Annotated in this window: 26 protein-coding genes; 20 read left to right on the top strand and 6 right to left on the bottom strand. The window is 71.1% G+C overall.

Annotated elements, in window-relative coordinates; all coding sequences use genetic code 11:
• From JGR64_RS02460 to JGR64_RS02445, 4 genes are all read left to right on the top strand, one after another.
• Positions 1 to 387 carry a DUF4124 domain-containing protein gene (locus tag JGR64_RS02460; protein WP_199374945.1) on the top strand — a complete coding sequence of 129 codons (387 nt, stop codon included), beginning with the start codon at positions 1 to 3 and terminating at the stop codon, positions 385 to 387.
• Positions 388 to 400: 13 nt separating this feature from the next.
• On the top strand, positions 401 to 679 hold the full coding sequence (locus tag JGR64_RS02455; RefSeq protein WP_199374944.1) for a DUF4124 domain-containing protein: 279 nt from the start codon (positions 401 to 403) through the stop codon (positions 677 to 679).
• Positions 680 to 763: 84 nt separating this feature from the next.
• Complete coding sequence (locus tag JGR64_RS02450; protein ID WP_199374943.1) at positions 764 to 2,497, top strand: proline--tRNA ligase; 1,734 nt, start codon at positions 764 to 766, stop codon at positions 2,495 to 2,497.
• A 56-nt stretch (positions 2,498 to 2,553) separates the two neighbouring features.
• Positions 2,554 to 2,940, top strand: a complete 387-nt coding sequence (locus JGR64_RS02445; RefSeq protein WP_199374942.1) for an H-NS histone family protein — start codon at positions 2,554 to 2,556, stop codon at positions 2,938 to 2,940.
• A gap of 64 nt (positions 2,941 to 3,004) precedes the next feature.
• Here the strand turns inward: JGR64_RS02445 and JGR64_RS02440 are convergent, their stop codons facing one another.
• Positions 3,005 to 4,249 (bottom strand): threonine/serine exporter family protein, encoded by a 1,245-nt coding sequence (locus JGR64_RS02440; protein WP_199374941.1) that lies wholly within the window; start codon positions 4,247 to 4,249, stop codon positions 3,005 to 3,007.
• A gap of 108 nt (positions 4,250 to 4,357) precedes the next feature.
• Here JGR64_RS02440 and JGR64_RS02435 point away from each other — a divergent pair, with 108 nt between their 5' ends.
• From JGR64_RS02435 to JGR64_RS02420, 4 genes are read left to right on the top strand one after another with little or no spacing between them, the layout of a single operon-like run.
• A complete protein-coding gene (locus tag JGR64_RS02435) occupies positions 4,358 to 5,446 on the top strand; it encodes an ABC transporter permease (protein ID WP_199374940.1) in 1,089 nt (362 codons plus the stop codon).
• Positions 5,443 to 6,237 (top strand): ATP-binding cassette domain-containing protein, encoded by a 795-nt coding sequence (locus tag JGR64_RS02430; protein ID WP_234446983.1) that lies wholly within the window; start codon positions 5,443 to 5,445, stop codon positions 6,235 to 6,237. Before JGR64_RS02435 ends, JGR64_RS02430 begins: the two co-directional genes overlap by 4 nt.
• A gap of 2 nt (positions 6,238 to 6,239) precedes the next feature.
• A complete protein-coding gene (locus JGR64_RS02425; RefSeq protein ID WP_199374939.1) occupies positions 6,240 to 7,166 on the top strand; it encodes an MlaD family protein in 927 nt (308 codons plus the stop codon).
• Positions 7,163 to 7,828: an ABC-type transport auxiliary lipoprotein family protein gene (locus tag JGR64_RS02420; protein WP_199374938.1), complete on the top strand. Its 666-nt coding sequence runs from the start codon at positions 7,163 to 7,165 to the stop codon at positions 7,826 to 7,828. Before JGR64_RS02425 ends, JGR64_RS02420 begins: the two co-directional genes overlap by 4 nt.
• Here JGR64_RS02420 and JGR64_RS02415 read toward each other — a convergent pair.
• Complete coding sequence (locus tag JGR64_RS02415) at positions 7,817 to 8,425, bottom strand: alpha-ketoglutarate-dependent dioxygenase AlkB (RefSeq protein ID WP_199375157.1); 609 nt, start codon at positions 8,423 to 8,425, stop codon at positions 7,817 to 7,819. The two genes, JGR64_RS02420 and JGR64_RS02415, sit on opposite strands and share 12 nt — an antisense overlap.
• Positions 8,426 to 8,514: 89 nt before the next feature.
• Here JGR64_RS02415 and JGR64_RS02410 point away from each other — a divergent pair, with 89 nt between their 5' ends.
• Positions 8,515 to 10,170: an electron transfer flavoprotein-ubiquinone oxidoreductase gene (locus tag JGR64_RS02410; RefSeq protein WP_199374937.1), complete on the top strand. Its 1,656-nt coding sequence runs from the start codon at positions 8,515 to 8,517 to the stop codon at positions 10,168 to 10,170.
• 13 nt (positions 10,171 to 10,183) lie between these two features.
• Here JGR64_RS02410 and JGR64_RS02405 read toward each other — a convergent pair whose 3' ends face one another.
• Positions 10,184 to 11,698, bottom strand: coding sequence for a hypothetical protein (locus JGR64_RS02405; protein ID WP_199374936.1), 1,515 nt, complete (start codon positions 11,696 to 11,698; stop codon positions 10,184 to 10,186).
• Between the two features lie 125 nt (positions 11,699 to 11,823).
• On the opposite strand from JGR64_RS02405, the gene JGR64_RS02400 reads away from it, so the two are divergent.
• The 5 genes from JGR64_RS02400 to JGR64_RS02380 are packed head-to-tail and all read left to right on the top strand — an operon-like array spanning position 11,824 to position 17,955.
• Entirely contained in the window at positions 11,824 to 12,786 is a 963-nt protein-coding gene (locus JGR64_RS02400) for a glycosyltransferase family 2 protein (RefSeq protein WP_199375156.1), read from the top strand.
• Positions 12,779 to 13,813 carry a GNAT family N-acetyltransferase gene (locus JGR64_RS02395; protein ID WP_199374935.1) on the top strand — a complete coding sequence of 345 codons (1,035 nt, stop codon included), beginning with the start codon at positions 12,779 to 12,781 and terminating at the stop codon, positions 13,811 to 13,813. Before JGR64_RS02400 ends, JGR64_RS02395 begins: the two co-directional genes overlap by 8 nt.
• Positions 13,813 to 14,580, top strand: a complete 768-nt coding sequence (locus JGR64_RS02390) for a class I SAM-dependent methyltransferase (RefSeq protein ID WP_199374934.1) — start codon at positions 13,813 to 13,815, stop codon at positions 14,578 to 14,580. Before JGR64_RS02395 ends, JGR64_RS02390 begins: the two co-directional genes overlap by 1 nt.
• Positions 14,577 to 15,725: a dTDP-4-amino-4,6-dideoxygalactose transaminase gene (gene rffA, locus JGR64_RS02385; RefSeq protein ID WP_233348302.1), complete on the top strand. Its 1,149-nt coding sequence runs from the start codon at positions 14,577 to 14,579 to the stop codon at positions 15,723 to 15,725. Before JGR64_RS02390 ends, rffA begins: the two co-directional genes overlap by 4 nt.
• Entirely contained in the window at positions 15,712 to 17,955 is a 2,244-nt protein-coding gene (locus JGR64_RS02380; protein WP_199374933.1) for a hypothetical protein, read from the top strand. Before rffA ends, JGR64_RS02380 begins: the two co-directional genes overlap by 14 nt.
• Here JGR64_RS02380 and JGR64_RS02375 read toward each other — a convergent pair.
• Positions 17,952 to 19,499, bottom strand: coding sequence for a hypothetical protein (locus JGR64_RS02375; RefSeq protein ID WP_199374932.1), 1,548 nt, complete (start codon positions 19,497 to 19,499; stop codon positions 17,952 to 17,954). The genes JGR64_RS02380 and JGR64_RS02375 overlap by 4 nt on opposite strands.
• A 122-nt stretch (positions 19,500 to 19,621) precedes the next feature.
• Between JGR64_RS02375 and JGR64_RS02370 the strand changes: the two genes are divergently transcribed.
• From JGR64_RS02370 to JGR64_RS02345, 6 genes are all read left to right on the top strand, one after another.
• The gene (locus tag JGR64_RS02370; RefSeq protein ID WP_199374931.1) at positions 19,622 to 20,728 is read left to right on the top strand and encodes a DegT/DnrJ/EryC1/StrS family aminotransferase; all 1,107 of its coding nucleotides are present in this window, start codon (positions 19,622 to 19,624) and stop codon (positions 20,726 to 20,728) included.
• A complete protein-coding gene (locus tag JGR64_RS02365; RefSeq protein ID WP_199374930.1) occupies positions 20,713 to 21,672 on the top strand; it encodes a glycosyltransferase family 2 protein in 960 nt (319 codons plus the stop codon). Before JGR64_RS02370 ends, JGR64_RS02365 begins: the two co-directional genes overlap by 16 nt.
• Complete coding sequence (locus JGR64_RS02360) at positions 21,669 to 22,646, top strand: WxcM-like domain-containing protein (RefSeq protein ID WP_199374929.1); 978 nt, start codon at positions 21,669 to 21,671, stop codon at positions 22,644 to 22,646. Before JGR64_RS02365 ends, JGR64_RS02360 begins: the two co-directional genes overlap by 4 nt.
• Positions 22,643 to 23,050 (top strand): GtrA family protein, encoded by a 408-nt coding sequence (locus JGR64_RS02355; protein WP_199374928.1) that lies wholly within the window; start codon positions 22,643 to 22,645, stop codon positions 23,048 to 23,050. The genes JGR64_RS02360 and JGR64_RS02355 overlap by 4 nt, the downstream gene beginning before the upstream one ends.
• A 94-nt stretch (positions 23,051 to 23,144) precedes the next feature.
• Positions 23,145 to 23,897: an electron transfer flavoprotein subunit beta/FixA family protein gene (locus JGR64_RS02350; RefSeq protein ID WP_199374927.1), complete on the top strand. Its 753-nt coding sequence runs from the start codon at positions 23,145 to 23,147 to the stop codon at positions 23,895 to 23,897.
• Positions 23,897 to 24,841, top strand: a complete 945-nt coding sequence (locus tag JGR64_RS02345) for an electron transfer flavoprotein subunit alpha/FixB family protein (protein ID WP_199374926.1) — start codon at positions 23,897 to 23,899, stop codon at positions 24,839 to 24,841. The genes JGR64_RS02350 and JGR64_RS02345 overlap by 1 nt, the downstream gene beginning before the upstream one ends.
• A gap of 67 nt (positions 24,842 to 24,908) precedes the next feature.
• On the opposite strand, the gene JGR64_RS02340 is transcribed toward JGR64_RS02345, so the two are convergent.
• A complete protein-coding gene (locus tag JGR64_RS02340; protein ID WP_199374925.1) occupies positions 24,909 to 25,541 on the bottom strand; it encodes a CoA transferase subunit B in 633 nt (210 codons plus the stop codon).
• Positions 25,541 to 26,302 carry a CoA transferase subunit A gene (locus JGR64_RS02335; RefSeq protein WP_199374924.1) on the bottom strand — a complete coding sequence of 254 codons (762 nt, stop codon included), beginning with the start codon at positions 26,300 to 26,302 and terminating at the stop codon, positions 25,541 to 25,543. The genes JGR64_RS02340 and JGR64_RS02335 overlap by 1 nt, the downstream gene beginning before the upstream one ends.
• Positions 26,303 to 26,420 lie beyond the last annotated feature (118 nt).

The raw sequence follows: 26,420 nt of genomic DNA, 5'->3' as shown, positions 1-26,420 counted from the left end.
ATGAACCGCATTGTTCTCGGCATCGCCATCGCACTGGCCGCGATTCCCGCCGCCCACGCGCAGCAGACTGCCGGCGAGGTCTACCAGTGGAAGGACGCCAATGGCGTGACCCACTATTCGCAGACGCCGCCGGCCAACGGCCGCTACGAACAGCGCCTGATCAACTCGGCCGGCAGCGCCGCCCCGGTCGCCCAGGCAGCCGTCGCAGCACCGGAAAACGCACAGTGCAGCGCCGCGCGCGCCAACATGGCCGCCCTGCAGAGCGCCGGCGACGTGCAGCAGGACACGGACGGTGACGGCAAGCCCGACCAGGTGCTCGACCCCACCCAGCGCGCCAACCAGATGGAACTGGCGCAGGCGGCGATCAAGGCCTACTGCACGCCCTGACGGACACGCCGGCATGGACACCCGCTGGGCCGTGGTTGCAGGCATCGCCGCCGGGATCGCGGTGGCCTGGTGGGTTTCGCGCGAGCCCGAAGCGGCCCACGACGCACGCCGCGCACGTGCCGAGCAGGCCGCGGCCGCCAATGCCGAAGACGCACGCCCGGTGCTCTACCGCTGGACGGACGATGCCGGTGTTGTGCAGGTGACGCAGGAGCCACCGCCGCGCGGCCGGCGCTTCGAGAAAGTCGATATCCAGCCGCGCGACGGCATCGAAGTCGACGGCCGACGTCTCTGACGCCGCGCGCCGCGGCGCGCCGGATGCGGCCATGCCCGTGCTGCATGGCACAATCAGCGGCCTCGCCACGACCACAAGCCGCCAATGCGCCTGTCGCAGTTCCATCTCCGCACCGAAAAGGAAACCCCGGCCGAAGCCGAGCTGGTCAGCCACAAGCTGATGCTCAAGGCGGGGATGATCCGCAAGCTCGCAGCCGGCATCTACACCTGGTCGCCACTCGGCCTGCGCGTGCTGCGCCGCGTGGAAGCGGTGGTGCGCGAGGAAATGGACGCCGCCGGCGCGCTCGAGATGCTGATGCCCTCGATCCAGCCGCGCGAGCTGTGGGAAGAGACCGGGCGCTGGGAGAAGTTCGGCGGCCAGCTGCTGAAGATCCGCGACCGCAAGGACGCCGAGTACGCCTACGGCCCCACGCATGAGGAGGTCATCACCGACTTCGCACGCCAGGAGCTGGCCAGCTACAAGCAGCTGCCGGTGACCTTGTACCAGGTGCAGACCAAGTTCCGCGACGAGATCCGCCCCCGTTTCGGCGTGATGCGCGCGCGCGAGTTCCTGATGAAGGACGCCTATTCGTTCGACGTCGACGCCGAGGGCATGGCGCAGTCGTATGCGCGCATGCATGCCGCCTACACGCGCATCTTCAGCCGCCTCGGGCTGCGCTTCCGCGCGGTGCTGGCGGACTCGGGCGCGATCGGCGGCGACGCCTCGCAGGAGTTCCACGTGCTCGCCGATTCCGGCGAGGACGCCATCGCGTGGTCGGACACCGGACACAACGACGCGGCCGGCTACGCCGCCAACGTCGAGGCCGCGCGCGCCGCGGATCCGGCGCCGCGACCGGCCGCGTCCGAAGACATGCACGCGATCGCAACGCCCGTGCAGAAGACCTGCGCCGACGTCGCCACGCTGATGGGCATCGCCCTGCAGCGCACCGTGAAATCGGTGGCGGTGATGGGCGAGGACAGCGAAGGCCAGCCGCAGTTCGTGCTGGTGCTGGTGCGCGGTGACCACGACGCCAACGACATCAAGCTGGCCAAGGTGCCCGGCCTCGGTGCCTACCGCCTGGCCACCGAAGCCGAGATCCTCGAACACCTCGGCTGCGAGCCCGGCTTCCTCGGGCCGGTGGCGCCGGCGCGCCCGGTCCGCGTGGTCGCCGACCGCGACGTCGCGGCGATGGCCGACTTCGTGGTTGGCGCCAACCGCCCCGGCGAGCACCTCGCCGGCGTCAACTGGGGCCGCGACCTGCCGGAGCCGGAGACGGTCGCCGACGTGCGCAGCGTGGTCGACGGCGATCGCGCCGAAGACGGCGGCGTGCTGCGCATCGTCCGCGGCATCGAGGTCGGCCACATCTTCCAGCTCGGCGACACCTACGCGCGCGCCATGGATTGCAAGGTGCTCGACGACACCGGCAAGGCGGTGGTGCCGATGATGGGCTGCTACGGCATCGGCGTGTCGCGCATCGTCGCCGCCGCCATCGAACAGAACCACGATGCCGCCGGGATCATCTGGCCGGAAGCGATGGCGCCGTGGGCGGTCGCGGTGTGCGTGATCAATCCGAAGAACGACCCGGCCGTGCTGGCGGCGGCGACGGCGCTGCATGACGAGCTGGCCGCGGCCGGCGTCGACGTGGTCCTCGACGATCGCGGCCTGCGCCCGGGCCCGATGTTCGCCGACATGGAACTGCTCGGCATCCCGCATCGCGTGGTGGTCTCTGCGCGCGGGCTGGAGTCGGGCACGTTCGAATACCGCGCGCGCACCGCCGCCGAGGCCGAAAGCCTCGAACGCGAGGCGCTGTTCGCACGCGTGGCCGCGCGCCCGCACTGAACTGAAACCGGGCCGGCGCTGCGCCGCCCTCCGCTGCATTACAACCGGAGCACACGATGGCAATCGACCTGCAGAACCTTTCCGCAAAGGAACTGGACACCCTCATCAACAAGGCCAAGGCGCGCAAGACCACGCTGAAGAAGCGCAAGCCGATCACCACGGTGCGCGCGCGCATCAAGGCCGCTGCGGCCGCCGAGGGCTACACCATCGCGGAGCTGTTCGGCACCGGCGCTGCCGGCGCGGCACCTGCCGCCACGCGCAAGACCGGCAAGGCCGCCAAGCCTGCCAAGGCCGGCCGCACCCTCGGCAAGGTCGCGCCGAAGTACCGCAACCCGGAAAACCCGGCGGAAACCTGGACCGGCCGCGGCATGAAGCCGCGCTGGCTGGCCGCACAGCTGGCCGCCGGCAAGTCCGCCGAAGAGTTCCTGATCGCCAGCGAGTAGGCGTCCACGGGAGTTGCCGCGACCTGCCCCTCGGGCAGCTTCCCCCGCACGCGGGGGAAGGCGGCTACAGGTTGCGACGCGCCGGCAGCGCCAGGTTGCCGAAGATCAGGCCGGCGACGATCGCCAGCAGGATGTTGACCACGGCGAGTGCCGCGTCCTGGCCGGCCACCAGGTCCTGCTGCTGGATCGAGGTCATCAGCGTGCGCACGCTGGAGCTTCCGGGGACCATCAGGATGATGCCCGGCACGCGCACCACCGCGCCCGGGCGCTTGGCCCAGCGCGCGTAGCCGTTGCCGGCGACGGTCACCAGCAGGGCGGCCAGGAAGATCCCGACCTCGCTGCCCCAGGCGCCGCCCGCCAGCCGCGACACCAGGTACGCGCCCACCGCAGACACCATCACCAGCCAGTAATCGCGCGGCTTGGCGCGGAACAGCACGGCGAACGCGAACGACGCCAGCGCCAGCGCGCACCACTCGACCCAGTCGGGCTGCGGCCGCCACGCGCGCACCTGCGGCTCGATCCCGACCAGGTCGGCCGCGCCCAGCGCGATCATCGTGCCGACGGTGAGCATGATCATGGTCGCGACCGCGCCGGCGAACCGCGCGGTGCCGGACATCAGGTGCTGGCTGGTCAGTTCGTTGATCGCGTTGGTCAGCGCCAGCCCGGGCATCAGCACGATCAATGCCGAAATGATCACGGTATTGAGGTTGAGCGGCACCACCCAGGCGGCCACCAGGATGGTGATCGCAGCGGCGACCATGGCACTGACCGCATCGCCGGCTTCGCGCAGGCGCGGGCGGGTGCGCGCGGCCTTGTGCAGCATGCCGATCACCAGCCCGATTGCCGCCGTGAGCGCGATTTCGAGCCACGGCAGGCGCAGCAGCCCGGCCACGCCGGCCGCGGCGAGGCTGAAGCCCAGGACCTGCAGCGCGTTGCCGCGCTTGCCGGCCGGACGGTCGAGCGCGCGCAGCGCGGCATGGCCTGCGGCCACGTCGATGTCACCGGCGAGGACCTCCTCCGCGATGCGGTCGACGTCGCACAGCCGCGACAGGTCGGTCTCGCCGGGCGGCATGCGGATCACGCGCGTGGTGTCGCTGTCGCCGGGCGGCCGCATCGGATCGCTGAACGACAGCACCATGCCGGTGGGGTTGGCCGAGGGCTCGCATTCCAGCCCCAGGCGCTGCGCAACCTGCACCAGTGCGCCTTCCAGGCGCGGCGACGTGGTGCCGTAGGCATGCAGGTGCTCGGCCAGTTCGACCATGAAGGCGATGCGGGCGGCGTAGGCCTGCTGGGGAAACGGTCGGGACATGGCGTGAAGGATCGCATGCGCCGTCTTCACGGTGTTCGGTATCCTCCGTGCAACTTCGCGACGGCCCGCCCACGCACGATGCCAGCCCCCGCCACCACCGCGCCCAGCATGGCACCCGATCCGGACGACGCCGGGCGCTGGCGGCTTGCCGGACGCTGGACGCTGCGCAACGCCGAAATATTCACCGCCGCGTTGCGCGCGGCACCCGACGGCATTGCGGGCATCGACGCACGCGGCGTGGAGCGGCTCGACACCGTGGGCGTGCTGCAGCTGATGCGCTTCGCGCGCGCGCGCGGGCTGGAGCTCGAGGCCCTCGAATTCCACCAGGACCACCACGCGCTGGTGGCGGCGATCGAGGACGTGGTGGACGACCGCCCGCGCAAGCGCCGCGAATACGGCGTTGCCGCGGCCCTCGGGCGCCTCGGGTTCGCCGTGCAGGACAACTGGAACGAGATCGTCGCGCTGGTGAGCTTCCTCGGCGAGAACCTCGCCAAGATGCTGCGCATGGTGAAGGAGCCGCGCCGCTTCCGCGTCACCGCCACCGTGCACCACATGGAGCAGGTCGGCCTGGACGCGGTGCCGCTGGTGATCCTGCTGTCGTTCCTGGTCGGCGCGGTGATCGCCTTCCTGGGCGCCAACATCCTCGTCGACTTCGGCGCCACCATCTTCGTGGTGGAGCTGGTGTCGATCGCCTTCCTGCGCGAGTTCGGCGTGCTGCTGACCGCGATCCTGCTGGCCGGCCGCACCGCCAGCGCGTTCACCGCGCAGATCGGCGCGATGGTCAGCCGCGAGGAGATCGACGCCATGCGCACGCTGGGCCTGGACCCGGTCGACGTGCTGGTCATCCCGCGGCTGCTGGCGCTGCTGGTGATGCTGCCGCTGCTGACGTTCATCGCCATGATCGCAGGCCTGCTCGGCGGCATGGCGGTGGGTGCGTTCGAGCTGGGCATCCCGCCGCAGGCCTACCTGGCGCGCATGCACGACGAGATGGAGATCCGCCACTTCCTGGTCGGCATGTCCAAGGCGCCGCTGTTCGCGATGGTGATCGGCCTGATCGGCTGCCTGGAGGGGCTGCAGGTCAAGGGCACCGCGCAGTCGGTCGGCGAGCGCACCACCTCCAGCGTGGTGCAGACGATCTCGCTGGTGATCATCTTCGACGCGCTGGCCGCGATCTGGTTCATGCAGGTGGGCTGGTGAACGCCGACGAGCCGATCATCCGCGTGCGCGGGCTGTGCACCCGGTTCGGCGACCAGGTGGTGCACGACAACCTGGACCTCGACGTGCGCCGCGGAGAGATCCTCGGCGTGGTGGGTGGCTCGGGCAGCGGCAAGTCGGTGCTGATGCGCTCGATCATCGGCCTGCGCAAGCCCGATGCCGGTGACATCGAGGTGATGGGTGTCGACAGCGCGTCCGACGATCCCGCCGACCGGATCCATGTCGAGCGCCGTACCGGCGTGCTGTTCCAGGACGGTGCGCTGTTCTCGTCGTTGACTGTCGGCGAAAACGTCGAGGTGCCGCTGAAGGAGCACTACCCGGGCCTCTCCGACTCGCTGCGCTACGAGCTCGCGCTGCTCAAGATCAAGCTTGCCGGCCTGCCTGCCGACGCACTCGGCAAGCTGCCGTCGCAGCTGTCCGGCGGCATGCGCAAGCGTGCCGGCCTTGCGCGCGCGCTGGCGCTGGACCCGCCGCTGCTGTTCCTCGACGAACCCACGGCGGGGCTGGATCCGATCGGCGCGTCGGCCTTCGACCACCTCATCCGCACCCTGCAGCAGGCGCTGGGGCTCACGGTGTTCCTCATCACCCACGACCTGGACACCCTGTACGCTATCTGCGACCGCGTGGCGGTGCTTGCCGACCGCAAGGTGGTGGCGGTGGGGCCGCTGGCCGAGATCGAGCGCCTCGAGCACCCGTGGGTGCAGGAATACTTCAATGGTCCGCGCGGTCGCGCGGCGCAACGGGCGACACAGCGCGCCGCCGAGGACAATTGACGATGGAAACCAGGGCCAACTACGTGCTGATCGGCGCCTTCACCCTGGCCGCGGCGCTTGCGTTGCTGCTGTTCGGGCTGTGGGCCGCCAAGTTCTCCACCGACCGCAACTGGCGGAGCTACCACGTGGTGTTCAACGAGCCTGTCACCGGCCTGCTCGAAGGCAGCGTGGTGCAGTACAACGGCATCGCGGTGGGCACGGTCGACGCGCTGTCGCTCGCCCCGCAGGATCCGCGGCGCGTGGTGGCGCGCATCCGGGTGGAGGCCGACGTACCGGTGAAGATCGACACCCGCGCCAAGCTCTCGGTGACCGGGCTGACCGGCTCGACCTTCATCCAGCTGACCGGCGGCAGCCCGGACGCCCCGCACCTGGAGGCGCGCGAGAACGGTGCGATCCCGGTGATCCTCACCGAGGCCTCGGCGCTGCAGAACATCGCCGACACCGCCAACCGCCTGGTGGCGCGCCTGGACCTGGTGCTGAGCGAGGAGAACGTGGAGCGCATCGCGCGCACGCTGGAGAACATCGAAGGCATGACCGGCGCCGTGGCCGGCCAGCGCGAGGACCTGGCCGCGCTGATCGTCAATGCGCGCCAGGCCAGCGAAGACCTGGTGGTGGTGGTGGAGACCTCCAACCGCGCGATGACCGGACTGGAACGCGACTTCGTGGCCAAGCTGCCCGGGCTGGTGGCCGACCTGGAATCGACGCTGGCCAAGATGGATTCCGCCGCCAACAGCGCCGACCTGATCCTTGGCGAGAACCGCAACGCCATCAACAGTTTCGCCAACGACGGCCTGGCGCAGCTCGGCCCGACGCTGTCGGAGCTGCGCTCGCTGGTGCGCGACCTGCGCCGCATCGGCGACCGCTTCGATGCCAACCCCACGCGCTACCTGCTCGGCCGTGACGCGCCGAAGGAGTTCGAACCCGAATGAAACCGATCACCGCATCCGCGCGCCTGGCCATCGTGGCCGCTGCGCTGGCGCTCGGCGCCTGTTCGATCCTGGGCGGCGCCGGCGAGCGCGAACGCGCGGCCATCTACTCGCCCGACCCGCGCGTGGCCGCCGATCCCGCCTGGCCGCACGTCGACTGGCAGCTCGCGATCAATGCGCCGAGCGCCGCGCGCACCGTCGACACGTTCCGCATCGCGGTGCGTCCGTCGCCGGGCGAGCTGCAGGTGTATTCGGGCGCCAGCTGGGCGCGCTCGCCCACCGACATGGTCGAAGAAGTGGTGCTGCGCACGCTCGAGGATTCCGGGCACATCGCCGGTGTCGCACGCCGCGGCAGCGGCGTGGCGCCCGACTACCGCCTGCTGCTCGACCTGCGCCGCTTCGAGGCCGACTACGCCGGCCGCGCGACGCCGGCGGCCACCATCGAGCTGCACGCCAAGCTGCTGCACGCACGCTCGCAGGGGATCGTGGCGTCACGCACGTTCACCGTGTCCGAACTGGCGGCGGGCACCGATGTCAGCACGGTCGCGGCCACCTTCACGACCGCGCTGGAAACGCTCGGTCGCGACGTCGCTGGCTGGACCCTGGCCACCGGTGCCGAACACGCCCGCACCGCGCCCGCTCCGTCCACCGCTTCAAGGCGCTGAGCGGATCCTGCGAAACGTCAGGTTGATGCGCGGCCCCACCGCGCGCGCGGTGCGCGGCAGCGCATGGCGGTAATGGCGCTGGGTGTCGCCGGCCATGCACAGCAGGCTGCCGTGGCCGAGTTCCAGCGCCAGCTTCGACGGCACGGCACCCGAACCCGCGGCCACCGCCTCCTTCAGCACGAAGCGCCGCGTGGCCCCGAGGCTCAGCGATGCGATCACCGGCCTTGCGCCGAGCTCGGGCTCGTCATCGCGGTGCCAGCCCATGGCGTCGCGGCCGTCGCGGTAGAGGTTGGCGAGCACGCTGTTGAACTCCTCGCCGCAGGTTTCCGCAACGCGCGCGCGCAGGTCCGCCAGCGCCGGTGGCCACGGCTGCGGCTCGAACCGCGTGCCGGAATAGGTGTAGCCGGCGCCGGCGTCGCCGATCCAGCACGACAGCCGCGGCGAATCGACCAGGCGCCCGAACATGCGGATGCGGTGCATCGTCCAGGGCACGTCGGCGCGCAGCCGCTCGAACAGTGCGTCCGCTTCCGCGCGCGCGAGCCAGGCCGGATCGAACGCGAGATCTGCCCCTTCGAGCGTGACCGGGATGAGCGCCATGGCGCGCACGCTAGCACGCGGCTTCACGTCGGTTTGCCGCGCACCGCGCGAGCCGCGACAATCTACGCACTGCAACACGGGCCGCCCGCATGAACCAGCCAGCCGAACCTGCCACCACCATCGACGTGCCCGAGCCCGAGCGCGACGTCATGGAATACGACGTCGTGACAGTGGGGGCCGGCCCCGCCGGCCTGGCCTTCGCGATCCGCCTCAAGCAGCTGAATCCCGACATCTCGGTCTGCGTGATCGAGAAGTCGAGCACCATCGGCGCGCACATCCTGTCCGGCGCGGTGATCGAGCCCGGCCCGCTTGATGCCCTGCTGCCGGGCTGGCGCGACAACCCGCCGCCGATCTGCGTGCCGGCCGGCGAGGACGAGCTCTGGTACCTGACGAAGGACGGCGGCCGCAAGTTCCCGATCGTGCCGCCGGGCATGCGCAACCACGGCAACTTCATCGTCAGCCTCGGCGCGATGTGCGCGTGGCTGGCGCCGCAGGCCGAGGCGCTGGGCGTGGAGATCTATCCGGGCTTCGCCGCCGCGCAGACGCTGCACGCTGCCGACGGCCGCGTCACCGGGGTACGCATCGGCGACATGGGCGTCGCCCGCGACGGCTCCGAGAAGCCGGGCTACACCGCCGGCATCGACATCCACGCCAAGGTCACCGTGCTCGCCGAAGGTGCGCGCGGACACCTCACCAAGCGCCTGGTAAAGCGCTTCGAACTCGATGCCGACAGCGACCCGCAGGCGTATTCGATCGGCATCAAGGAGCTGTGGCAGCTGCCCGCCGGCCGCGTGACGCCGGGCAAGATCGTGCACTCGCTCGGCTGGCCGGCCGACAACGACACCTACGGCGGCAGCTTCCTCTACCACCTGGAGAACGACCAGGTGGCGCTGGGCTATGTCAGCGGCCTCGACTACAGCGATCCCGAATACCGGCCGTGGGAGGCCTTCCAGCAATGGAAGAACCATCCGACGGTCAAGCCGCTGCTCGAGGGCGGCACCATCCTCTCCGCCGGCGCGCGCGCCATCGTCACCGGCGGCTGGCAGTCGCTGCCCAAGGTGGAGATGCCCGGCGCGCTGCTGATCGGCGACACGGCGGGGCTCCTCAACGTGCCCAAGATCAAGGGCACCCACCAGGCGATCCGCTCCGGCATGCTCGCCGCCGAGCACCTCGCGGCCGCTGGGCTTGCGCCCGAGGGCTACGACGCGAAGCTGCGCGATTCCGATGCCATGCGCGAGCTGCGCGCGGTGCGCAACATCAAGCCCGGCTTCAAGAAGGGCCTGTGGTTCGGGCTGCTCAACGCCGCCTGGGAAACCGCTGTCGGCGGGCACTCGCCGTGGACGCTCAAGGTCAAGGCGGACTGGTCGTCGCTGGACAGGCTGGGCGGCCAGGGGCAGCCGGAACGCGACTACGTGAAGCGCGAGCTCGCCCCGCGCGACCGCCTCGCCGGCGTGTACTTCGCCGCCACCGAGCATGACGAGGACCAGCCCGTGCACCTGCTGGTGCACGACACCGAGGTCTGCGTGACCCGCTGCGCCGAGGAATACGGCAATCCCTGCACGCGCTTCTGCCCGGCCGGCGTGTACGAGATCGTCGAAGACGCGGCGGCCGCGCACGGCAAGCGGCTGCAAATCAATTCCGCCAACTGCGTGCACTGCAAGACCTGCGACATCAAGGATCCCTACGAGATCATCACCTGGGTGACGCCGGAGGGCGGCGCGGGGCCGAACTACCAGAACCTGTAGCCGACGCGCGCGTTCATTCGGCAGGTGCTGCGGACTGCGGAAGCAGCCCGGCGGCGCGGGCCAGTTCGGGATGGCGCGCCTGGAACCGCGGCGAGAACAGGTTCAAGCGGTGCTCGACGAGCATCGCCATCAGCGCCACGCGCGTGGCTTCCGGGCGCACGCAGACGTCGATGCCGACCGCGCAGCCCGCGGGCGGATGCAGCGGGTCGCGCGCCATCGCGGCCATGTCGCGTGCCATGTGCGCATAGGCGTCGCGGTGGCCCGGCACCTGTTGCCAGGCGTGCAGCGCCAGCGGCAGCTGCAGCAGGAACAACGCCGCACCGGCACCCCAGGCAAGCGCTCGCGCGCGGCCGCTGGCCAGCGCGCCTTCGGCAAGTGCCATCAACAGCAGCGCGACGATCCCGACCTGGTAGAACACCGAATAGCGCCCCTGGTCGAGGAATGCGGTGCCGCGCACGAACACGCGGCCGTAGAGGACCCCGGCGACCATCGCGTAGAACAGCAGCATCAGCGCGACCGCGAGGAACCAGGTGGCGCCCGGACGCAGGCGCCACGCCCGCCACCAGAACCATGCATGCAGGCCACCGACCAGGAGCGCCAGCGCGATGCGCGCGGCCAGCCAGCCATCGCCGAAGGTCGCGCGCAGCGCTGCGCCCGACGCCAGCCCCGCGCTGAGCGGCGTTGCCAGCCACGCCCATGCGTCGCGCCACTGCGCGGCCAGGCCGGCCACGCGCGCGGCCATGCCGACGTTGAAGTCGGGACTGGTGCTGCCGCGGATCTCGCCGAACAGCGCGTAGGCGCCACGGCAGGCAAGCAGCACCAGCACCAGCAGCGCAAGGATCCGCCATGCGCTGCGCACGCGTTGTTCGCGCAACCCGGCCAGCAGCAGCGCAGGCGCGGCCGCCGCGACCAGCAGGATCGCGGAATCGTCGCCGACGATGCCGCAGGCGGCCATCGCCAGCACCAGCGGCCACGCGCGCCCGCCGCGGTAGGCGTGCCAGGCCGCGGCCAGCACGACGAAGGCGAGCAGGTAGAACGCGTGCGCCATCAGCACCATCGGGTAGGCGTAGACATCCACGCTCGCCGGCGCCAGCTGCACCACCAGCACGGCAGCCATGAGGAACACGACCAGCGGCGTCACCGGCACTTCGCCCCGCTCGCGCAGCACCACCACGCAGAGCAGCGCCCAGCCGGCCACCACGCAGCCCAGCGCGACGCGGGCTTCGAACATGAAGTCGAGCCCGGCCCAGCGCGCGTTGGCCAGCATGAGCAGCTTGCCCAGCGGTTGCGCGTGGTCGACGCCCGCGCGCTTGACCAGGAAGTCGCCGAAGCCGGCGCCATCCTCCAGCGCCACCTTCAGGAAGGTTTCGATGAACGTCCAGTTGTCGGAGTACACCAGCGGATTGGCGATGCTGCCTGCGAGCGCGACGGCATGTACGGCCGCCAGCAGCGCGGGCAGCGCCAGCAGCCAGGCCAGGTGATGCGCGTGGTGCGGTGCGCCGGGTGCGCGCGCGGGGCTCGGGACCATGCATTCGGGGTCGGTGTTCGCCGCCCGCGAGTATAGCGGCGCGCACTGCCGCAGCCGGCGGCACGATGTCCATTGCCCGCGGCTTGCGGCACTATTGCCCGGCCCCTCCGCAGCGCCGCGACCCGATGCCCACCGCTCCGCCATCGCCACCCACGCTCAGCATCGTCACTCCGGTCTACGGCTGTGCGGGCTGCGTGGAGGAGCTGGTGGAGCGTTGCCTGCGCGCATTCGATGGCCACGAGCGCATCGAGATCCTGCTGGTTGACGACGCCAGCCCGGACGGCGCGTGGGCGCGCATCGAAGAACTCGCGCTGCGCCATCCGCAGGTGCGCGGACTGCGGCTGTCGCGCAACTTCGGCCAGCACGCGGCGATCTACGCCGGCCTCGAACACGCACGCGGCGCGCACGTCGCGGTGATGGACTGCGACCTGCAGGACGCGCCGGAGGCCATCCCGTCGCTGCTGGCGCGCGCGCGCGAGGGCGTCGACATCGTCCATGCGCAGCGCACCGGGCGCCGCGACACGCTCGGCAAGCGCTTGAGCTCGTGGTGCTTCTACCGCCTGCTGGGCTGGCTGTCCGGTGTGCCGCAGGACCACCGCGTCGCCAACTTCGGCGTGTATTCGCGCCGCGTGGTGGAACTGCTGCTGCGCATGCCGGAAAGCGAGCGCTGCTTTCCGCTGATGGTGCGCTGGACCGGGCTGCCATCCGATTCGCTGCCGGTGGTGCACGCCGAACGTGCGGTCGGCCGCAGTGCCTACGACCTGCGCAAGGCCGCCCGCCTCGCGCTCTCGATCGTGCTGTCGCACTCCGACAAGCCGCTGCGCCTGGTGGTCAAGCTGGGCATGGGTGTGTCGCTGTTTTCGTTCGCCGTGGTGCTGGCGGCGGTGTGGCTGTATTTCAGCGGGCGCACCGGGGTCGCCGGTTACACCAGCATCATCGCGTCGATCTGGCTGCTGTGCGGGATCCTCATGTTCTGCGTCGGCGTGGTCGGCCTGTACGTCGGCCAGGTCTTCAAGGACAGCAAGCGCCGGCCGGCCTTCGTGGTGGAGCGGGAAACCGGCGCGGAAGGATCCCTGGCCGATGCTTGAGCACGCCGGCCTCGCGCGCTCGGCGCCCGACAGCGCGCGCTTCGGTCTCGAGGTCTGGCGGGCCACGCGGCTTGACGGCGACCCCCTGCCGGCGCTGCTGGCCAGCGCCGCCGACGTCGCCATCTATCGCCTGCCGGTCGGCGACTCGCAGCGCGTCCGCGCGCTTGCCGGCCTCGGCTTCGAGGTGATCGACGCCGGCGTGCTGGTGTATTACACGGTCGACCTGCAGCGCCACGTGCCGCATGCATCGACGAATGCCGACGTCGACATCAGCCCGGCCACGCCGGCCGACGACGACGCCTTGGCCGCGCTGGTCGATGCCAGCTTCAAAGGCTATGCCAGCCACTACTTCGCCAACCCGCTGTTCGCACCCGATCTTGCCCTGGCCGGCTATCGCGAATGGGCGCTGGCCCACCGTGGCGGCGCGCGCACCTCGAGTTGGGTGGCGCGACGCGCCGGGCGCATCGTCGCGTTCGCCTGCTGCGAGGCCGACGCCGCGGCCGGCATCGCCAACGGCGGCATCTACGGCGTGCTGCCTTCGGAGTCGGGCAGCGGCCTGTTCGGCGAACTGATCCGCCACACGCAGCGCCACTACCGGGCGCTCGGCTTCGCGGAAATGCGCATGTCCACCAAGGTCGACAACTTCGCGGTGCAGAAGGTCTGGGCGCGCGAGGGTTATCACCTGTATGCCGCCTACGACACCCTGCACGTCAACGCGATGCTCGGTGCGCCGGGCGTGCGCACGGTATCGCGCGACTACGCCGCCGGCGCGCTGCGCGACCAGGCCGGCGGCTGGCCGCTGCCGGTCGCCGACATTGCCGCCCTGCTTGCCGACGCCTGCGGCGCGCATGTGCAGATCGACATGCTGGCGCAGCTGCCGCTCGCGGCGCTGGATGCACGCCGCGCGCATACGCTCGAACTCCAGAAGGGTTGGGCGTCGACGGCCGGCCTGCGCCGCGCCAATGCCTGGCTGCGCGACGATGCCGGACGCGCCTGCGCGCTGGTGCAGGCCGGGTTCCGTACGTGATGGGCGCACGCAGCGGCGGCTATGACGCGGCGTTCTTTCCGAAGCTCGCGGCGCTCGAAGCCGGCAACTTCTGGTTCCGCGCGCGCAACCGCCTGCTGCTGCGACTGCTCGCCCGCCACGGCAGCCACGTGCGTGATTACCTCGAGGTCGGCTGCGGCACCGGATTCGTGCTGGCGGCGGTGGCCGAGCGCTTTCCCGGCTGGTGCATCAGTGGCAGCGAGTTCCTCGCCGACAGCCTGCCCTACGCACGCGCACGCGTGCCGCGCGCCCACCTGCTGCAGCTCGATGCCCGCGCCCTGCCGTTCACCGCAGCCTTCGATGCAATAGGCGCCTACGACGTGCTCGAGCACATCGACGACGACGGCGCGGCGCTGCGCAGCATCCACCAGGCGCTGCGCGCGGACGGCATCGTGGCGCTCACCGTTCCGCAGCACCCGTGGCTGTGGAGCGAGCAGGACGTCGCCGCGCACCACGTGCGCCGCTATGCGCGCGGCGAGCTGGAGGCGAAGCTGCGCGCCGCCGGCTTCGCGATCACCTGGAGCGGCAGCTTCACCAGCGTGCTGCTGCCGCTGATGATGCTGTCGCGGCTGCGGTCGCGGCGCCCCGACACCGCCTACGACCCGCTCGCCGAACTGGCGCTGCCACGGCCGGTCGATGCGCTCCTCGACCTGGCGATGCGCATCGAAGGCGCGCTCGTGGCGTGCGGGATCCGCCTGCCGGTGGGCGGCAGCCGGGTCGTGATCGCACGCAAGGCGGTGCACGCATGAGCGCGTCCGGCATGATCCCCTTCAACCGCCCGCACATGACCGGCGGCGAGCTGGCCAACATCGCCGAGGCGCATGCCGCGGGCCACCTCTCCGGCGACGGCGCGTTCACCCGCCGCTGCCACGCCTGGCTGGAGCGCGAAACCGGCGCCAGGCGCGCACTGCTCACGCACTCCTGCACCGCGGCGCTGGAGATGTCGGCGCTGCTCGCCAACGTCGGCCCCGGCGACGAGGTGATCCTGCCCTCGTACACGTTCGTCTCCACCGCCAACGCCTTCGTGCTGCGCGGCGCCACGCCGGTGTTCGTCGACGTGCGCGCGGACACGCTCAACATCGACGAGCGCCTGGTCGAGGCGGCGGTGACGCCGCGCACGCGCGCGATCTGCGTGGTGCATTACGCCGGCGTCGGCTGCGAGATGGACGTGATCCTGGCCATCGCCGCACGCCACGGCCTGGTGGTGGTGGAGGACGCCGCGCAGGGGATCATGTCGCGTTGGCGCGGCCAGCCGCTGGGCAGCATCGGCGCGCTCGGCACGCTCAGTTTCCACGAGACCAAGAACGTGATCTGCGGCGAAGGCGGCGCGCTGCTGGTCAATGACCCCGCGCTGGTCGCGCGCGCCGAGATCATCCGCGAGAAGGGCACCGACCGCGGCCGCTTCTTCCGCGGCGAGGTCGATCGCTACACCTGGTGCGACCTCGGCTCGTCGTTCCTGCCGGGCGAGATCACCGCGGCGTTCCTGGCGGCGCAGCTCGATCACGCACGCGCGCTCACCGACGGCCGCCTGGCCCTGTGGGCGCGCTACCACGCGTGGGCACAGGCGCACGAGCAGGCCGGACGCGTGCGCCGGCCGGTGGTGCCGGCGCATTGCGAACACAACGCGCACATGTACTACCTGCTGGCGCCGGACCTGGCGTCGCGCACGCGCATCCTCGAGTCGCTGCGCGCCGACGGCGTGCTGTCGGTGTTCCATTACGTGCCGCTGCATTCCTCGCCCGCCGGGACTCGCCTCGGGCGCACGCACGGGTCGCTCGACGTGACCGATGACGTCTCCGCGCGCCTGTTCCGGCTGCCGATGTGGATCGGCCTGGACGCGCACATGGACCGCGTGCTCGAGGCCGCAGACCGCGCGCTGCATGCGCTTGGCTGACGTGCGGCAGCCGCAGGCTCGCCACTGGTCGATGCGCGCGCTGCGCGAGTTCGCACTGCTGCTCGCGGTCATGGCGGCGGTGTTCGCGATCGCCCGCGTGCACTACGCAGGCGAAACCCTGGCGCGCGGCCCGGACCAGGCCGACATGCTGCTGGCGTTCTTCAACGAGGCCAGCCACGCCATCGCCGAGGAAGGCGTGCTGGCGGCGATGTACAGCGAAAGCGTGAGGGCCGGCGAGTCGAACTGGTCCAACCCCAATTACCACATGCTCTACCCGCTGTACTTCAACTGGGCGGGCGCCGACGCCTCGCCGGCGGCCACGCTGGACCGGCTGAACTTCATCGCCATGCTGCACCTCGCGCTGCTCGGCGCGGGCGCCTGCGCGCTGGCCCGCGCCCTGGGCGTGCGCACGGCGCTGGCGTTGGCCGTTGGCCTTGCGCTGCCATGGTTTCCCGCGGTGCGCAGCGCGGCCGGCTGGCCACACATCATCGCCGGCATGGCGTGGCTGCCGTGGGTGCTGGCCGCGCAGGCGCGACTGTATGCGGGGGGATGGAGGGCGCAGGCACCGATGGCGGTCGCGCTGGCGCTGGCGGCAACGCTGCTGGTGTACGCGCATCCCGCGCAGAACCTGGTGTTCGCAGCGTGGGCGTCGGGCGTGGCCTGGCTGCTGGTCGCGGCGCAGACGGTGCTTGCGCGCGACAAGGACGGGCTGCGCGCGCTCGCAAACACCAGCGCCTGGCTTGCAGCTGCCGCGCTGCTGGTATTCGCCGCGACCTGGCCCTACCTCTCCGAGATCCTCGCCTTCCACGCGCGCGCGATCCGCTGGCTTGGCGAGGTCGGCGGCCACGTCACCGGCAACCAGGCCGTGCCGGTGGCAGCGCTGCGCCAGCACGCCTTGGCGCCGGCGGATGCCGGGCTGGTGCTGGGATTCGAGTATCGGCGCGGCATCGGCAATGCCTACCTGGGTGCCGCGATCCTGGTTGCCGCGCTGGCCGTGCTGGGCCGCTCGCTCCCGGCGCTGCCGGCAAGCCGTTTCGCGCGGGCGCTGCTCGCGGTCGCGCTGTTCGCGCTGCTGTCGTGTTTCGCAGCCATGGCACCGCTGCTGGCGGTCGTGCCGCTGGCGAACAAGGTGCGCGAACTGACCTGGTGGTCGTGCCTGGCGGTGGTGCTGCTGCTGCCGCTGGCCGCGCTCGGCCTGCAGTCGCTGCGGCTGCGCACGCCGCCGCCGCTCCTGCGCGATCCGTGGGCATGGCTGGGTGTGCTGGGGCTTGTGGCGATGATCATCGCCACGCTGGCGTCCACCGGCGCGTACCGCCCCGGCGCCCTGCTGGCCGCGCTGGCGGCATTCGCGGCACTGGGCTGGTGCATGCGTGCGCCGCGCGGCGGCTCCGGCGTGCTTGCGCTCGCCTGCGTGGCGCTGTTGGCGGGCAGTGCGTGGGCACCGTTCATGCACAACAAGCGCTTTGCCCACGACGACGCGATGCTGTTCCATGCCGACCGGGTGCAGGCGCACGCCGACGCCGCCGCCCTTGCGGAACGTCTGCCGGAGCGCGACCGGTACCGTTTCATGCTTGGCGGCAGCGTCGACAACGCGCACCTCCTCACCCACGCGTGGACGACGCACGGCTTCCGCTCGATCCACGGCGGCATCGGCCCCGCCGAGCACGCGAAGTACCGCCTGCTGTCGCAGGCGAGCCCGATGGTCGCCGCGTTGTATGGCGTTCGCTGGTCGCTGTGGCCCGAGGCCGATGCGCAACCGGGCGACGAGATCCTGCGACCCGGGCTGGTGTTGCGCACGCACGTGGACGCACTGCCGCGGCTGTACCAGCTGGTGGGCGGCATGGCCGTGGTCGCGGATCCGGTCGAGTCACTCCTCGCGCACGGCCAGGCGTCTCCGCTGCGCGCCCTGGTGCGCGCGGGTGACCTGCCCGCCGCGGTCGATGCCGCGCGTCACGCCGGCACGGGACGCCTGGATGGCGAGGTCACGCTGCACCACAACGCGCGCACGCTGCTGCTGGCGACGGTGGACGCGACAGGCCCCGGCCTGCTGATCCTCAACGAAGACCCGGCGGCGCGCTGGCGCGCGACTGTCGACGGACGCGCCACGCCGATGTTCCGCGTCAACGGCTACCAGGTGGCGCTGGAGATTCCGGCGCGCGGACGCCACGCCGTGCGCATCGAACGTCCCGGGCGGCTCCTCGGCCGGGGTGATGCGCTGCCGACGCCCTAGGGCCCGGCCGCTGCACCGCGGCTGGCGGCACACAGGTCACGGCCTGACATGCGCGTGCCGCGACCCTCGGCATCGAACGCCAGCACCGGCAGCGTCGGCTGCGCACAGGCATGGGCGGGCGGCGCCACCGTGACCCGCAGATCGTGCCGCGGCTTGCGGCCGCCCTGCGCGGGATTCCGGTAGCACGCCGTCTCGCCCGGGGCCAACACCAGCCAGCGCTGCTCGAAGCCGCGTTTGCGGGACAGATACACCGTGCCGTTGCCGCACCAGGGCGAGTTCTCGCCCAGCCCGTACAGTGCGACCAGCGGTGCTTCCTCCAGCCCGGCGCGCTGCTGCTCGAGGAATTCGAGCATGTGGCGGTTGACGGACTCGCCAGCCGCGTAGCGCCCGGCAAGCTCGAGCCGTGCGTCGTGGTGGAGCAGCGCCGCGCCCAGCGCAACCGCGGTCGCGGCGAGCGCGGGCACGGAGCGACGCACCATCGTCGTCGCGTGCAATGGAGCGCGCTGCGCCAGGTACGCCAGCGCGACCGCGACGATCGCGGCCATCCACGGCAGCCACGCATACGCGCGATACACCGGCATGTTGTTGGGGATGAGCGCGTACGGCACCGCGAGCGAGACCACGGTCGCCACCAGCCAGCACAGGCGAAGACGCAGCGCCGGCGCCGCGAACCACAGGGCGGCACAGGCCGCAGCCGCCAGCAGCGTCGCCACCCAGGTGTAGCCCAGGAACAACGTGGCAAAGGCGCGCAGCAGTGCCGCGGGCGCCAGCTCCACCGCATACGACGCACTGCTGCTGTCGGGCGTGAACAGCCCGGCGACGAAGGGGTTCCGGTCATAGGCCTGCCACGCCATCGAGCCGACGGCGATCGCGACGAACAGCATCGATACCGCGATCCGCGACGCACGCGACCACGGCATCGCGGCCGGCGGCACGCGCATCGCCGTGGCCCCGCTCGCCCACAACAGCGCGGCGAGCAGCAGCGGCGGCAGCACGAAGTCCTCCTTCGCGAACGCGCTGGCCACGTAGGCCAGTGCCGCCAGTGCGCAACGCCAGGCACTGGCGCGTCGCCAGCCGTGCCAGAGCAGCAGCAGGCAGGCCAGGCCGAAGCCATGCGACACCAGGTTGGTCATCAGCCCGAGGTACTTGCCGTGCTGCAGCGCGGCCGGATGGCTCGACAGCACGACGCCGCAGGCGACCGCCGCGAGCACGCCGGGGCGCACGCCGAACACGTCGCGCACCAGCAGCAGCGCAAGCCACGCCACCAGCACGGCCGACGCGTTGAGCACGACGTAGGACGCCAGCTGGCCGCAGGCGGCGACCAGGAAGATCACGTTGGTCGACACCGGGCGCTTCCAGTCCCAGCCCATGTCGGCGAGCGTGCCGGCGAGGAACGAGAAGTCGTCGGGGTGGTTCGGGAACGGGCTGTTCGGCGTCAGCAGGAAGTTGAACACCAGGTGCGTCGCCGACAGCACGAGCAGCAGCATCGCCGCGTGCGCGCCGTGGCGCCCGCGCGGGTCGGGACTGCGTAGCTCGATCGTCATCGTGGTGGTCCTGGCCTGCCCCGTGCGGCGGCCGATCATAGCGTGGCGCCGCCGCCGCCCGCCGCGGCGGGCGCCCGGCCGCGTTCTGGCAGAATGCAGGCCAACCGGTACCGCCGTGACGCATGCGCCCACCCCTTGTTCCCGTCAATTCGCTGGTGCGCCACGTGGCCGCGCTGCGCGTCGAGCTCGCCGCGGCGCTGGCCGACGTGGTGGACAGCGGGCATTACGTGTTGGGTCCGGGCGTCGCGGCGTTCGAGTCCGCCTTTGCGACGTACTGCGGCGTGGCCCACTGCGTCGGCGTCGCAAACGGCAGTGACGCACTGGAGCTTGCACTGAAGTCCGTCGGCGTCGTGCAGGGCGACCGCGTCGCCGTGCCCGCCAACGCCGCCATGTACGCCGCCACGGCCGCGCTGGCCTGTGGCGCGGAGCCGGTGTTCGTCGATGTCGACGCCGACGCCACGCTGGACCCGGCGCAGCTGGCGCGCGCCTGCGACAGCGACGGCCCGCTGCGCGCGGTGGTGGCCACGCACCTGTACGGCCGCCTCGCGCGGATCGACGCCATTGCCGACACCTGCCGCGCGCATGGTGTCGCGCTCGTCGAGGATTGCGCGCAGGCGCATGGCGCGCGCACCCCGGACGGTCGCCGCGCAGGCGCATTCGGCGATGCCGCCGCCTTCAGCTTCTATCCCACCAAGAACCTCGGCGCGCTCGGCGACGCCGGCGCCGTGGTCACCCGCGACGCCGCAGTGGCCGCGCGCGTGCGCGCGCTGCGCCAGTACGGGTGGGAACAGAAGTACGTCAACACCCTGCAAGGTGGCCGCAACAGCCGTCTCGACGAGCTGCAGGCGCGCGTGCTGTCGCTCAAGCTGCCGCTGCTGGACGGCTGGAACGGGCGCCGCCGCGACATCGCCAACCGCTATTCGCAGGGCATCCGCAATGCGCGCATCGCGGTGCCACCGGTCGCCGGCGACGAGTACGTGGCGCATCTCTATGTGGTGCACAGCGAGTCCCGCGATGCGCTGCGCGCGCACCTGGACGCGGCCGGCATCGCCAGTGACATCCACTACCCGCTGCCCGACCACCAGCAGCCCTGCTTCGGCGGGCGCTACGCGGGCCGGTCGCTGCCGATGACCGAACGCCATGCGCGCACCGCGCTGACGCTGCCATGCTTCCCGGAGCTGACCGATGACGAAGCCGAGAGGGTGATCGCCGCATGCAACCGCTTCTGACCCCCGCGCTTTCGGTGGTGGTGCCGGTGTACCGCAATGCCGGCTCCATCGCGCCGCTGCTCGACGCGCTGCGCGGGCTCGCGAGCGCGACGGAAGGCGGCTTCGAGGCCGTGCTGGTGGTCGACGGCAGCCCCGACGACAGCCACGCGCTGCTGCGCGACGCGCTGCCGACCGCGGGCTTCCCCGCGCAGTTGGTCGAGCTGACGCGCAACTTCGGTGCCTTCCCGGCGATCCGCGTCGGCCTGGAGCGGGCGCGAGGCCAGGTGATCGCGGTGATGGCGGCGGACCTGCAGGAGCCACCGGAACTTGCGCTGCGCTTCCTCGCCGCGCTGCGCGACGGCCGTGCCGACGTCGGCTTCGGCGTGCGCGACGGGCGCGACGACCCGTTCTTCGGCAAGCTGCTGTCCACGCTGTTCTGGTCGCTGTACCGGCGCCTGGTGATGCCCGACATCCCGCGCGGCGGCGTGGACATCTTCGCGGTCAGCGCCGATTTCCGCGACCGCCTGGTGGCCCTGCGCGAGTCCAACACCAGCCTGCTTGCACAGCTGTTCTGGCTGGGCGGGCGCCGCGTGTTCCTGCCCTACCAGCGCCGCCGGCGCGAGCACGGCCGCAGCGCGTGGACGCTCGGCAAGAAGCTCAAATACTTCTCCGACAGCGTGTTCGCCTTCAGCGACCTGCCGGTGCGCATCCTGTTCGCGACCGGCGCGCTGGCGCTGGTGGTGGCGGTGGCGCTCGCGGTGGTGGTGGTGGTGGCCAAGGTGTCGGGCCTGGTGACCGTACCGGGCTACGCGGCCACGGTGTTCACCATTCTGTTCTTCGGCGCCATCAACACGCTCGGCCTGGGCGTGGTGGGCAGCTATGCCTGGCGCGCGTTCGAGAACACCAAGGCGCGCCCGCTGGCGCTTGTGCACAGCGAACAGACCTTCGAGGGCGAGGCACCATGAGCCACTACGTGCATCCCAATGCGCTGTGCGAGAGCGACAGCATCGGCGCCGGCACGCGGGTGTGGGCATTCGCGCACGTGCTGCCGGGCGCGCGCATCGGCCGCGACTGCAACGTCTGCGACGGCGTGTTCATCGAGGGCGACGTGGTGGTGGGCGACCGCACCACCATCAAGTGCGGCGTGCAACTGTGGGACGGCGTGCGCCTGGGCGACGACGTCTTCGTCGGCCCGAATGCCACCTTCAGCAACGACATCTTCCCGCGCAGCCGGCAGCGCCCGGAGCGCTACGCGGAAACCGTGGTCGAGGACGGCGCGTCGATCGGCGCCAACGCCACCTTGCTGCCCGGCGTGCGCATCGGCCGCGGCGCGATGATCGGCGCCGGCGCGGTGATCACCCGTTCGGTACCGGCGAACGCCATCGTGGTCGGCAACCCGGCGCGCATCGTCGGCTATGTCACCGATGACGACGCCGGCCAGGTGCTCGCCGGCGATACGCGCGATGCCCCGCGCGAGTCCGCATCCCTGACGCCTGCCGGTACCGGCAGCGATCCGCTGCCAGGCACCGGCGGCGCGCGCCTGGTGCGGCTGCCGCGCTTCATCGACCTGCGTGGTTCGCTGGCGGTTGGCGAGTTCGCGCGCGACCTGCCGTTCGCGCCGGCGCGGTACTTCCTGGTGTTCGACGTGCCCTCGCGCGAGACCCGCGGCGAACACGCGCATCGCGAATGCCACCAGTTCCTGGTCTGCGTGCACGGCTCGGTGCGCGTGCTGGCCGACGACGGCCGCCACCGCCGCGAGTTCACCCTCGACGCACCCGAACTGGGCCTGCACCTGCCGCCGATGACCTGGGGCACGCAGTACCGCTATTCGCCCGATGCGGTGCTGCTGGTGTTCGCATCGCACGCCTACGACGCCGCCGATTACATCCGCGACTACGACACCTTTCTGGCGCTGGCTGCCGCCGCGCCCGGCGCATGAACAGGCTGCTGGCCGCGCTGCGCCACGACGGCACCGCCGCCACCTTCGTGCGTTTCGTCGCGGCCGGAGGCACCAACACGGTCGCCTGCCTGATCGTGTACTGGCTGCTGCTGCCGTGGATGGCGCCGCAGGCGGCGTACGCGGTGTGCTTCGTGGTCGGCGTGGGCCTCGGCTACCTGCTGCACACCCGCTACGCGTTCCGTGCGCGGCGTGGATGGCGCAGTTTCGCCGCCTGGCCGCTGGTGTGCCTGGCCGGCTGGGCGGTGGGCGCCAGCGTGCTGGAACTGGCCATCGGACCGCTCGGCATCGACCCGCGGCTGGCGCCGTTCCTCTCGGTTGCGGCCAGCATGCCGGTGACGTTCCTGCTCGGGCGGCGCGTGCTGCGGCCAGCCGCCGGGGCATGATGGCCGCCCCACCGCGGCGGCCAAGTTCGCGCCGCGGCCTCCGGCCCGCTAAAATCGCGGGTTTCCGCTCTACCCCCAAGGACGCACCGCAACGATGAAAATCCTCGTCGGCTACAAGCGCGTGGTGGACTACAACGTCCGCATCCAGGTCAAGCCGGACGGTACCGGCGTGATCACCGACGGCGTCAAGCTGTCGGCCAACCCCTTCGACGAGATCGCGCTGGAAGAAGCCCTGCGCCTGCGCGACAAGGGCATTGCCACCGAAGTCGTGGTCGCGACCATCGCGCCTGCCGACGCGCAGCCGCACCTGCGCAACGGCCTGGCCATGGGCGCCAACCGCGCCATCCACGTGGTCATCGACGCCGGCCAGGACGTGCAGCCGCTGGCCGCCGCGCGTGCGTTCCTGAAGCTGGTGGAAAAGGAACAGCCGGACCTGGTGATCCTCGGCAAGCAGGCGATCGACGACGACGCCAACCAGACCGGCCAGATGCTGGCCACGCTCTGGGGCCGCCCGCAGGCGACGTTCGCGTCGAAGCTCGAGGTTGCCGACGGCCGTGCCACGGTCACCCGCGAGGTCGACGCCGGCCTGGAAACGCTGGAAGTGGACCTGCCGGCGGTCATCACCACCGACCTGCGCCTCAACGAGCCGCGCTTCATCAAGCTGCCCGACATCATGAAGGCCAAGTCCAAGCCGCTGGAATCGATCCCGTACGCCGACCTCGGCGTCGAGGGCGGCGGCGCGCTCAAGGCCACGCAGTACGCCGCGCCGGCAAAGCGCAGCAAGGGCGTGATGGTCAAGGACGCGGCCGAGCTGGTTGCCGCACTGAAGGAAAAGGGGTTGCTCTGATGACCAAGGTCCTGATCGTCGCCGAACACCTCGGCGGCAAGCTCAACGCATCCACCGCCAAGTGCGTCACCGCCGCGCAGGCACTGTCGCCGGACGCCATCGACATCGTGGTGCTGGCGTCCGATCCCGCCGCCGTCGCCGCGGAAGCCGCGCAGATCGCCGGCGTGGCGCGCGTGCTCACCGTGGCCAACGCCGCCAACGAGCACGCCATCGCCCAGGTGCTGGCGCCGCAGGTGGCCGCGCTGGCCGCCGGCTACACGCACGTGTTCGGCCCCTCGACCACGTTCGGCAAGGACCTGATGCCGTGCGTGGCCGCGCTGCTCGGCACCGCGCAGGTGTCCGATGTCATGGCGGTCGAAGGCAGCCACGTGTTCAAGCGCCCGATCTACGCAGGCAACGCCATCGTCACCGTCGAAGCGGCCGCCGACCAGGTCGTGGTCGCCACCGTGCGCACCGCGTCGTGGAAGGAAGCAGGCAAGGGCGGCAGCGCCGCCATCGAGGCGGCCAGCGTCGACGCAACCCTGCCAGGCCATACCCGCTTCGTCGGGCTCGCCGCAGGCTCCACCGATCGCCCCGACCTGCAGTCGGCGCGCCGCGTGGTGTCCGGCGGCCGTGGCGTGGGCTCGAAGGAGAACTTCGAGGTGATCTACAAGTTCGCCGACAAGCTCGGCGCGGCGGTGGGCGCATCGCGCGCCGCGGTCGACGCCGGCTACTGCCCCAACGAGATGCAGGTCGGCCAGACCGGCAAGATCATCGCGCCGGAGCTGTATGTCGCGATCGGCATCTCCGGCGCGATCCAGCACCTCACCGGCATCAAGGACGCCGGCACCATCGTCGCCATCAACAAGGATGCCGACTCGGCGATCTTCGAAGTGGCCGACATCGGCCTGGTCGGCGACCTGTTCCAGGTGCTGCCGGAGCTGGAGGCGGCGCTCGGCGGTTGAGTCCGCCCGGCGGCGCGGCGCGGCCGCCAGCAGCAACGAAAGAGGCCGCGATTGCGGCCTCTTTCTTTTACGCCTTGCGGAACGGCACGCCGGTTTTCGCGCGCAGCGTGTCCTCGTCCACGCCCTCCGCGGCCTCGACGAGCCGCAGCCCGTCCGCCGTGACGTCGAACACCGCCAGCTCGGTGATGATGCGGCTCACGACGCCCACCCCGGTCAGCGGCAGCGTGCACTCGGGCAGGATCTTCGGCTCGCCATTCTTCGTGCAGTGCTCCATCAGCACCACCACGCGCTTCACGCCGGCCACCAGGTCCATCGCGCCGCCCATGCCCTTGACCATCTTGCCGGGCACCATCCAGTTGGCCAGGTCCCCCTTGTCGGTGACCTCCATCGCGCCGAGGATCGCCAGGTCGATGTGCCCGCCGCGGATCATCGCGAAGGAGTCATGGCTGCCGAAGTAGCTGGCGCCGGCGCGCGCGGTGACGGTCTGCTTGCCGGCGTTGATGAGGTCGGCGTCGAGCTCGTCCTCGGTCGGGAACGGGCCGATGCCGAGCAGGCCGTTCTCGGACTGCAGCCACACGTCCACGCCGTCAGGGATGTGGTTGGCCACCATGGTGGGCAGGCCGATGCCGAGGTTGACGTACATGCCGTCGGTGAGCTCGCGCGCGGCGCGCTGCGCCATCTGGTCTCGCGTCCAGGCCATCACTTGCCTCCTTCGCGCACGGTACGCTGTTCGATGCGCTTCTCAGGCGTGGCGTTGACCACGATGCGGTCCACATAGATACCGGGCAGGTGCACCTGGTCGGGATCGATGTCGCCCACCTCCACCAGCTCCTCCACTTCCGCCACGCACACATTTCCGGCCATCGCGCAGGCGGGGTTGAAGTTGCGCGCGGTCTTGCGGAACACCAGGTTGCCGGCGCGGTCGGCCTTCCAGGCCTTGACCAGCGACACGTCGGCGACCAGCGCGGTTTCCATCACGTAATGCTTGCCGCCGAACTCGCGGGTCTCCTTGCCATCGGCGACGATGGTGCCGTAGCCGGTGGCGGTGAAGAACGCCGGGATGCCTGCGCCACCGGCGCGCAGGCGCTCGGCCAGCGTGCCCTGGGGGTTGAACTCGAGCTCGAGTTCGCCGCCCAGGTACTGGCGCTCGAACTCCTTGTTTTCGCCCACGTAGGACGAAATCATCTTGCGGATCTGGCGCGTGGCCAACAGCTGGCCGAGGCCGAAGCCGTCGACGCCGGCATTGTTGGAGATCGCGGTCAGGCCCTTGGCGCCCGAATCACGCAGCGCGGCGATCAGCGCCTCGGGAATGCCGCACAGGCCGAAACCACCCACGGCGAGCGTCTGGTTGTCGGCAACGAGTCCGTGCAGGGCCGCTTCGGCGGAGGGAAACACCTTCCCCGACGGCGATCCAGCGGGCGGCGATGCGGTGCCGGCGTCCGGCGTGGCGGGATGGGACATGTCTGGCTGCTCCAGGGTCGTATCCCGCAAGTCTAGCGGGCACCCATGGGACGACAAGCGTCCTTTAGGACAGTCGGGCCTTTCGCACGACGTGTTCTTGACAGTCCCGCCCATTTGT

This window comes from Luteimonas sp. MC1572 (assembly GCF_016615815.1).
GTDB lineage: Bacteria > Pseudomonadota > Gammaproteobacteria > Xanthomonadales > Xanthomonadaceae > Luteimonas.
This window is presented reverse-complemented; position numbering and strand designations above follow the sequence as displayed.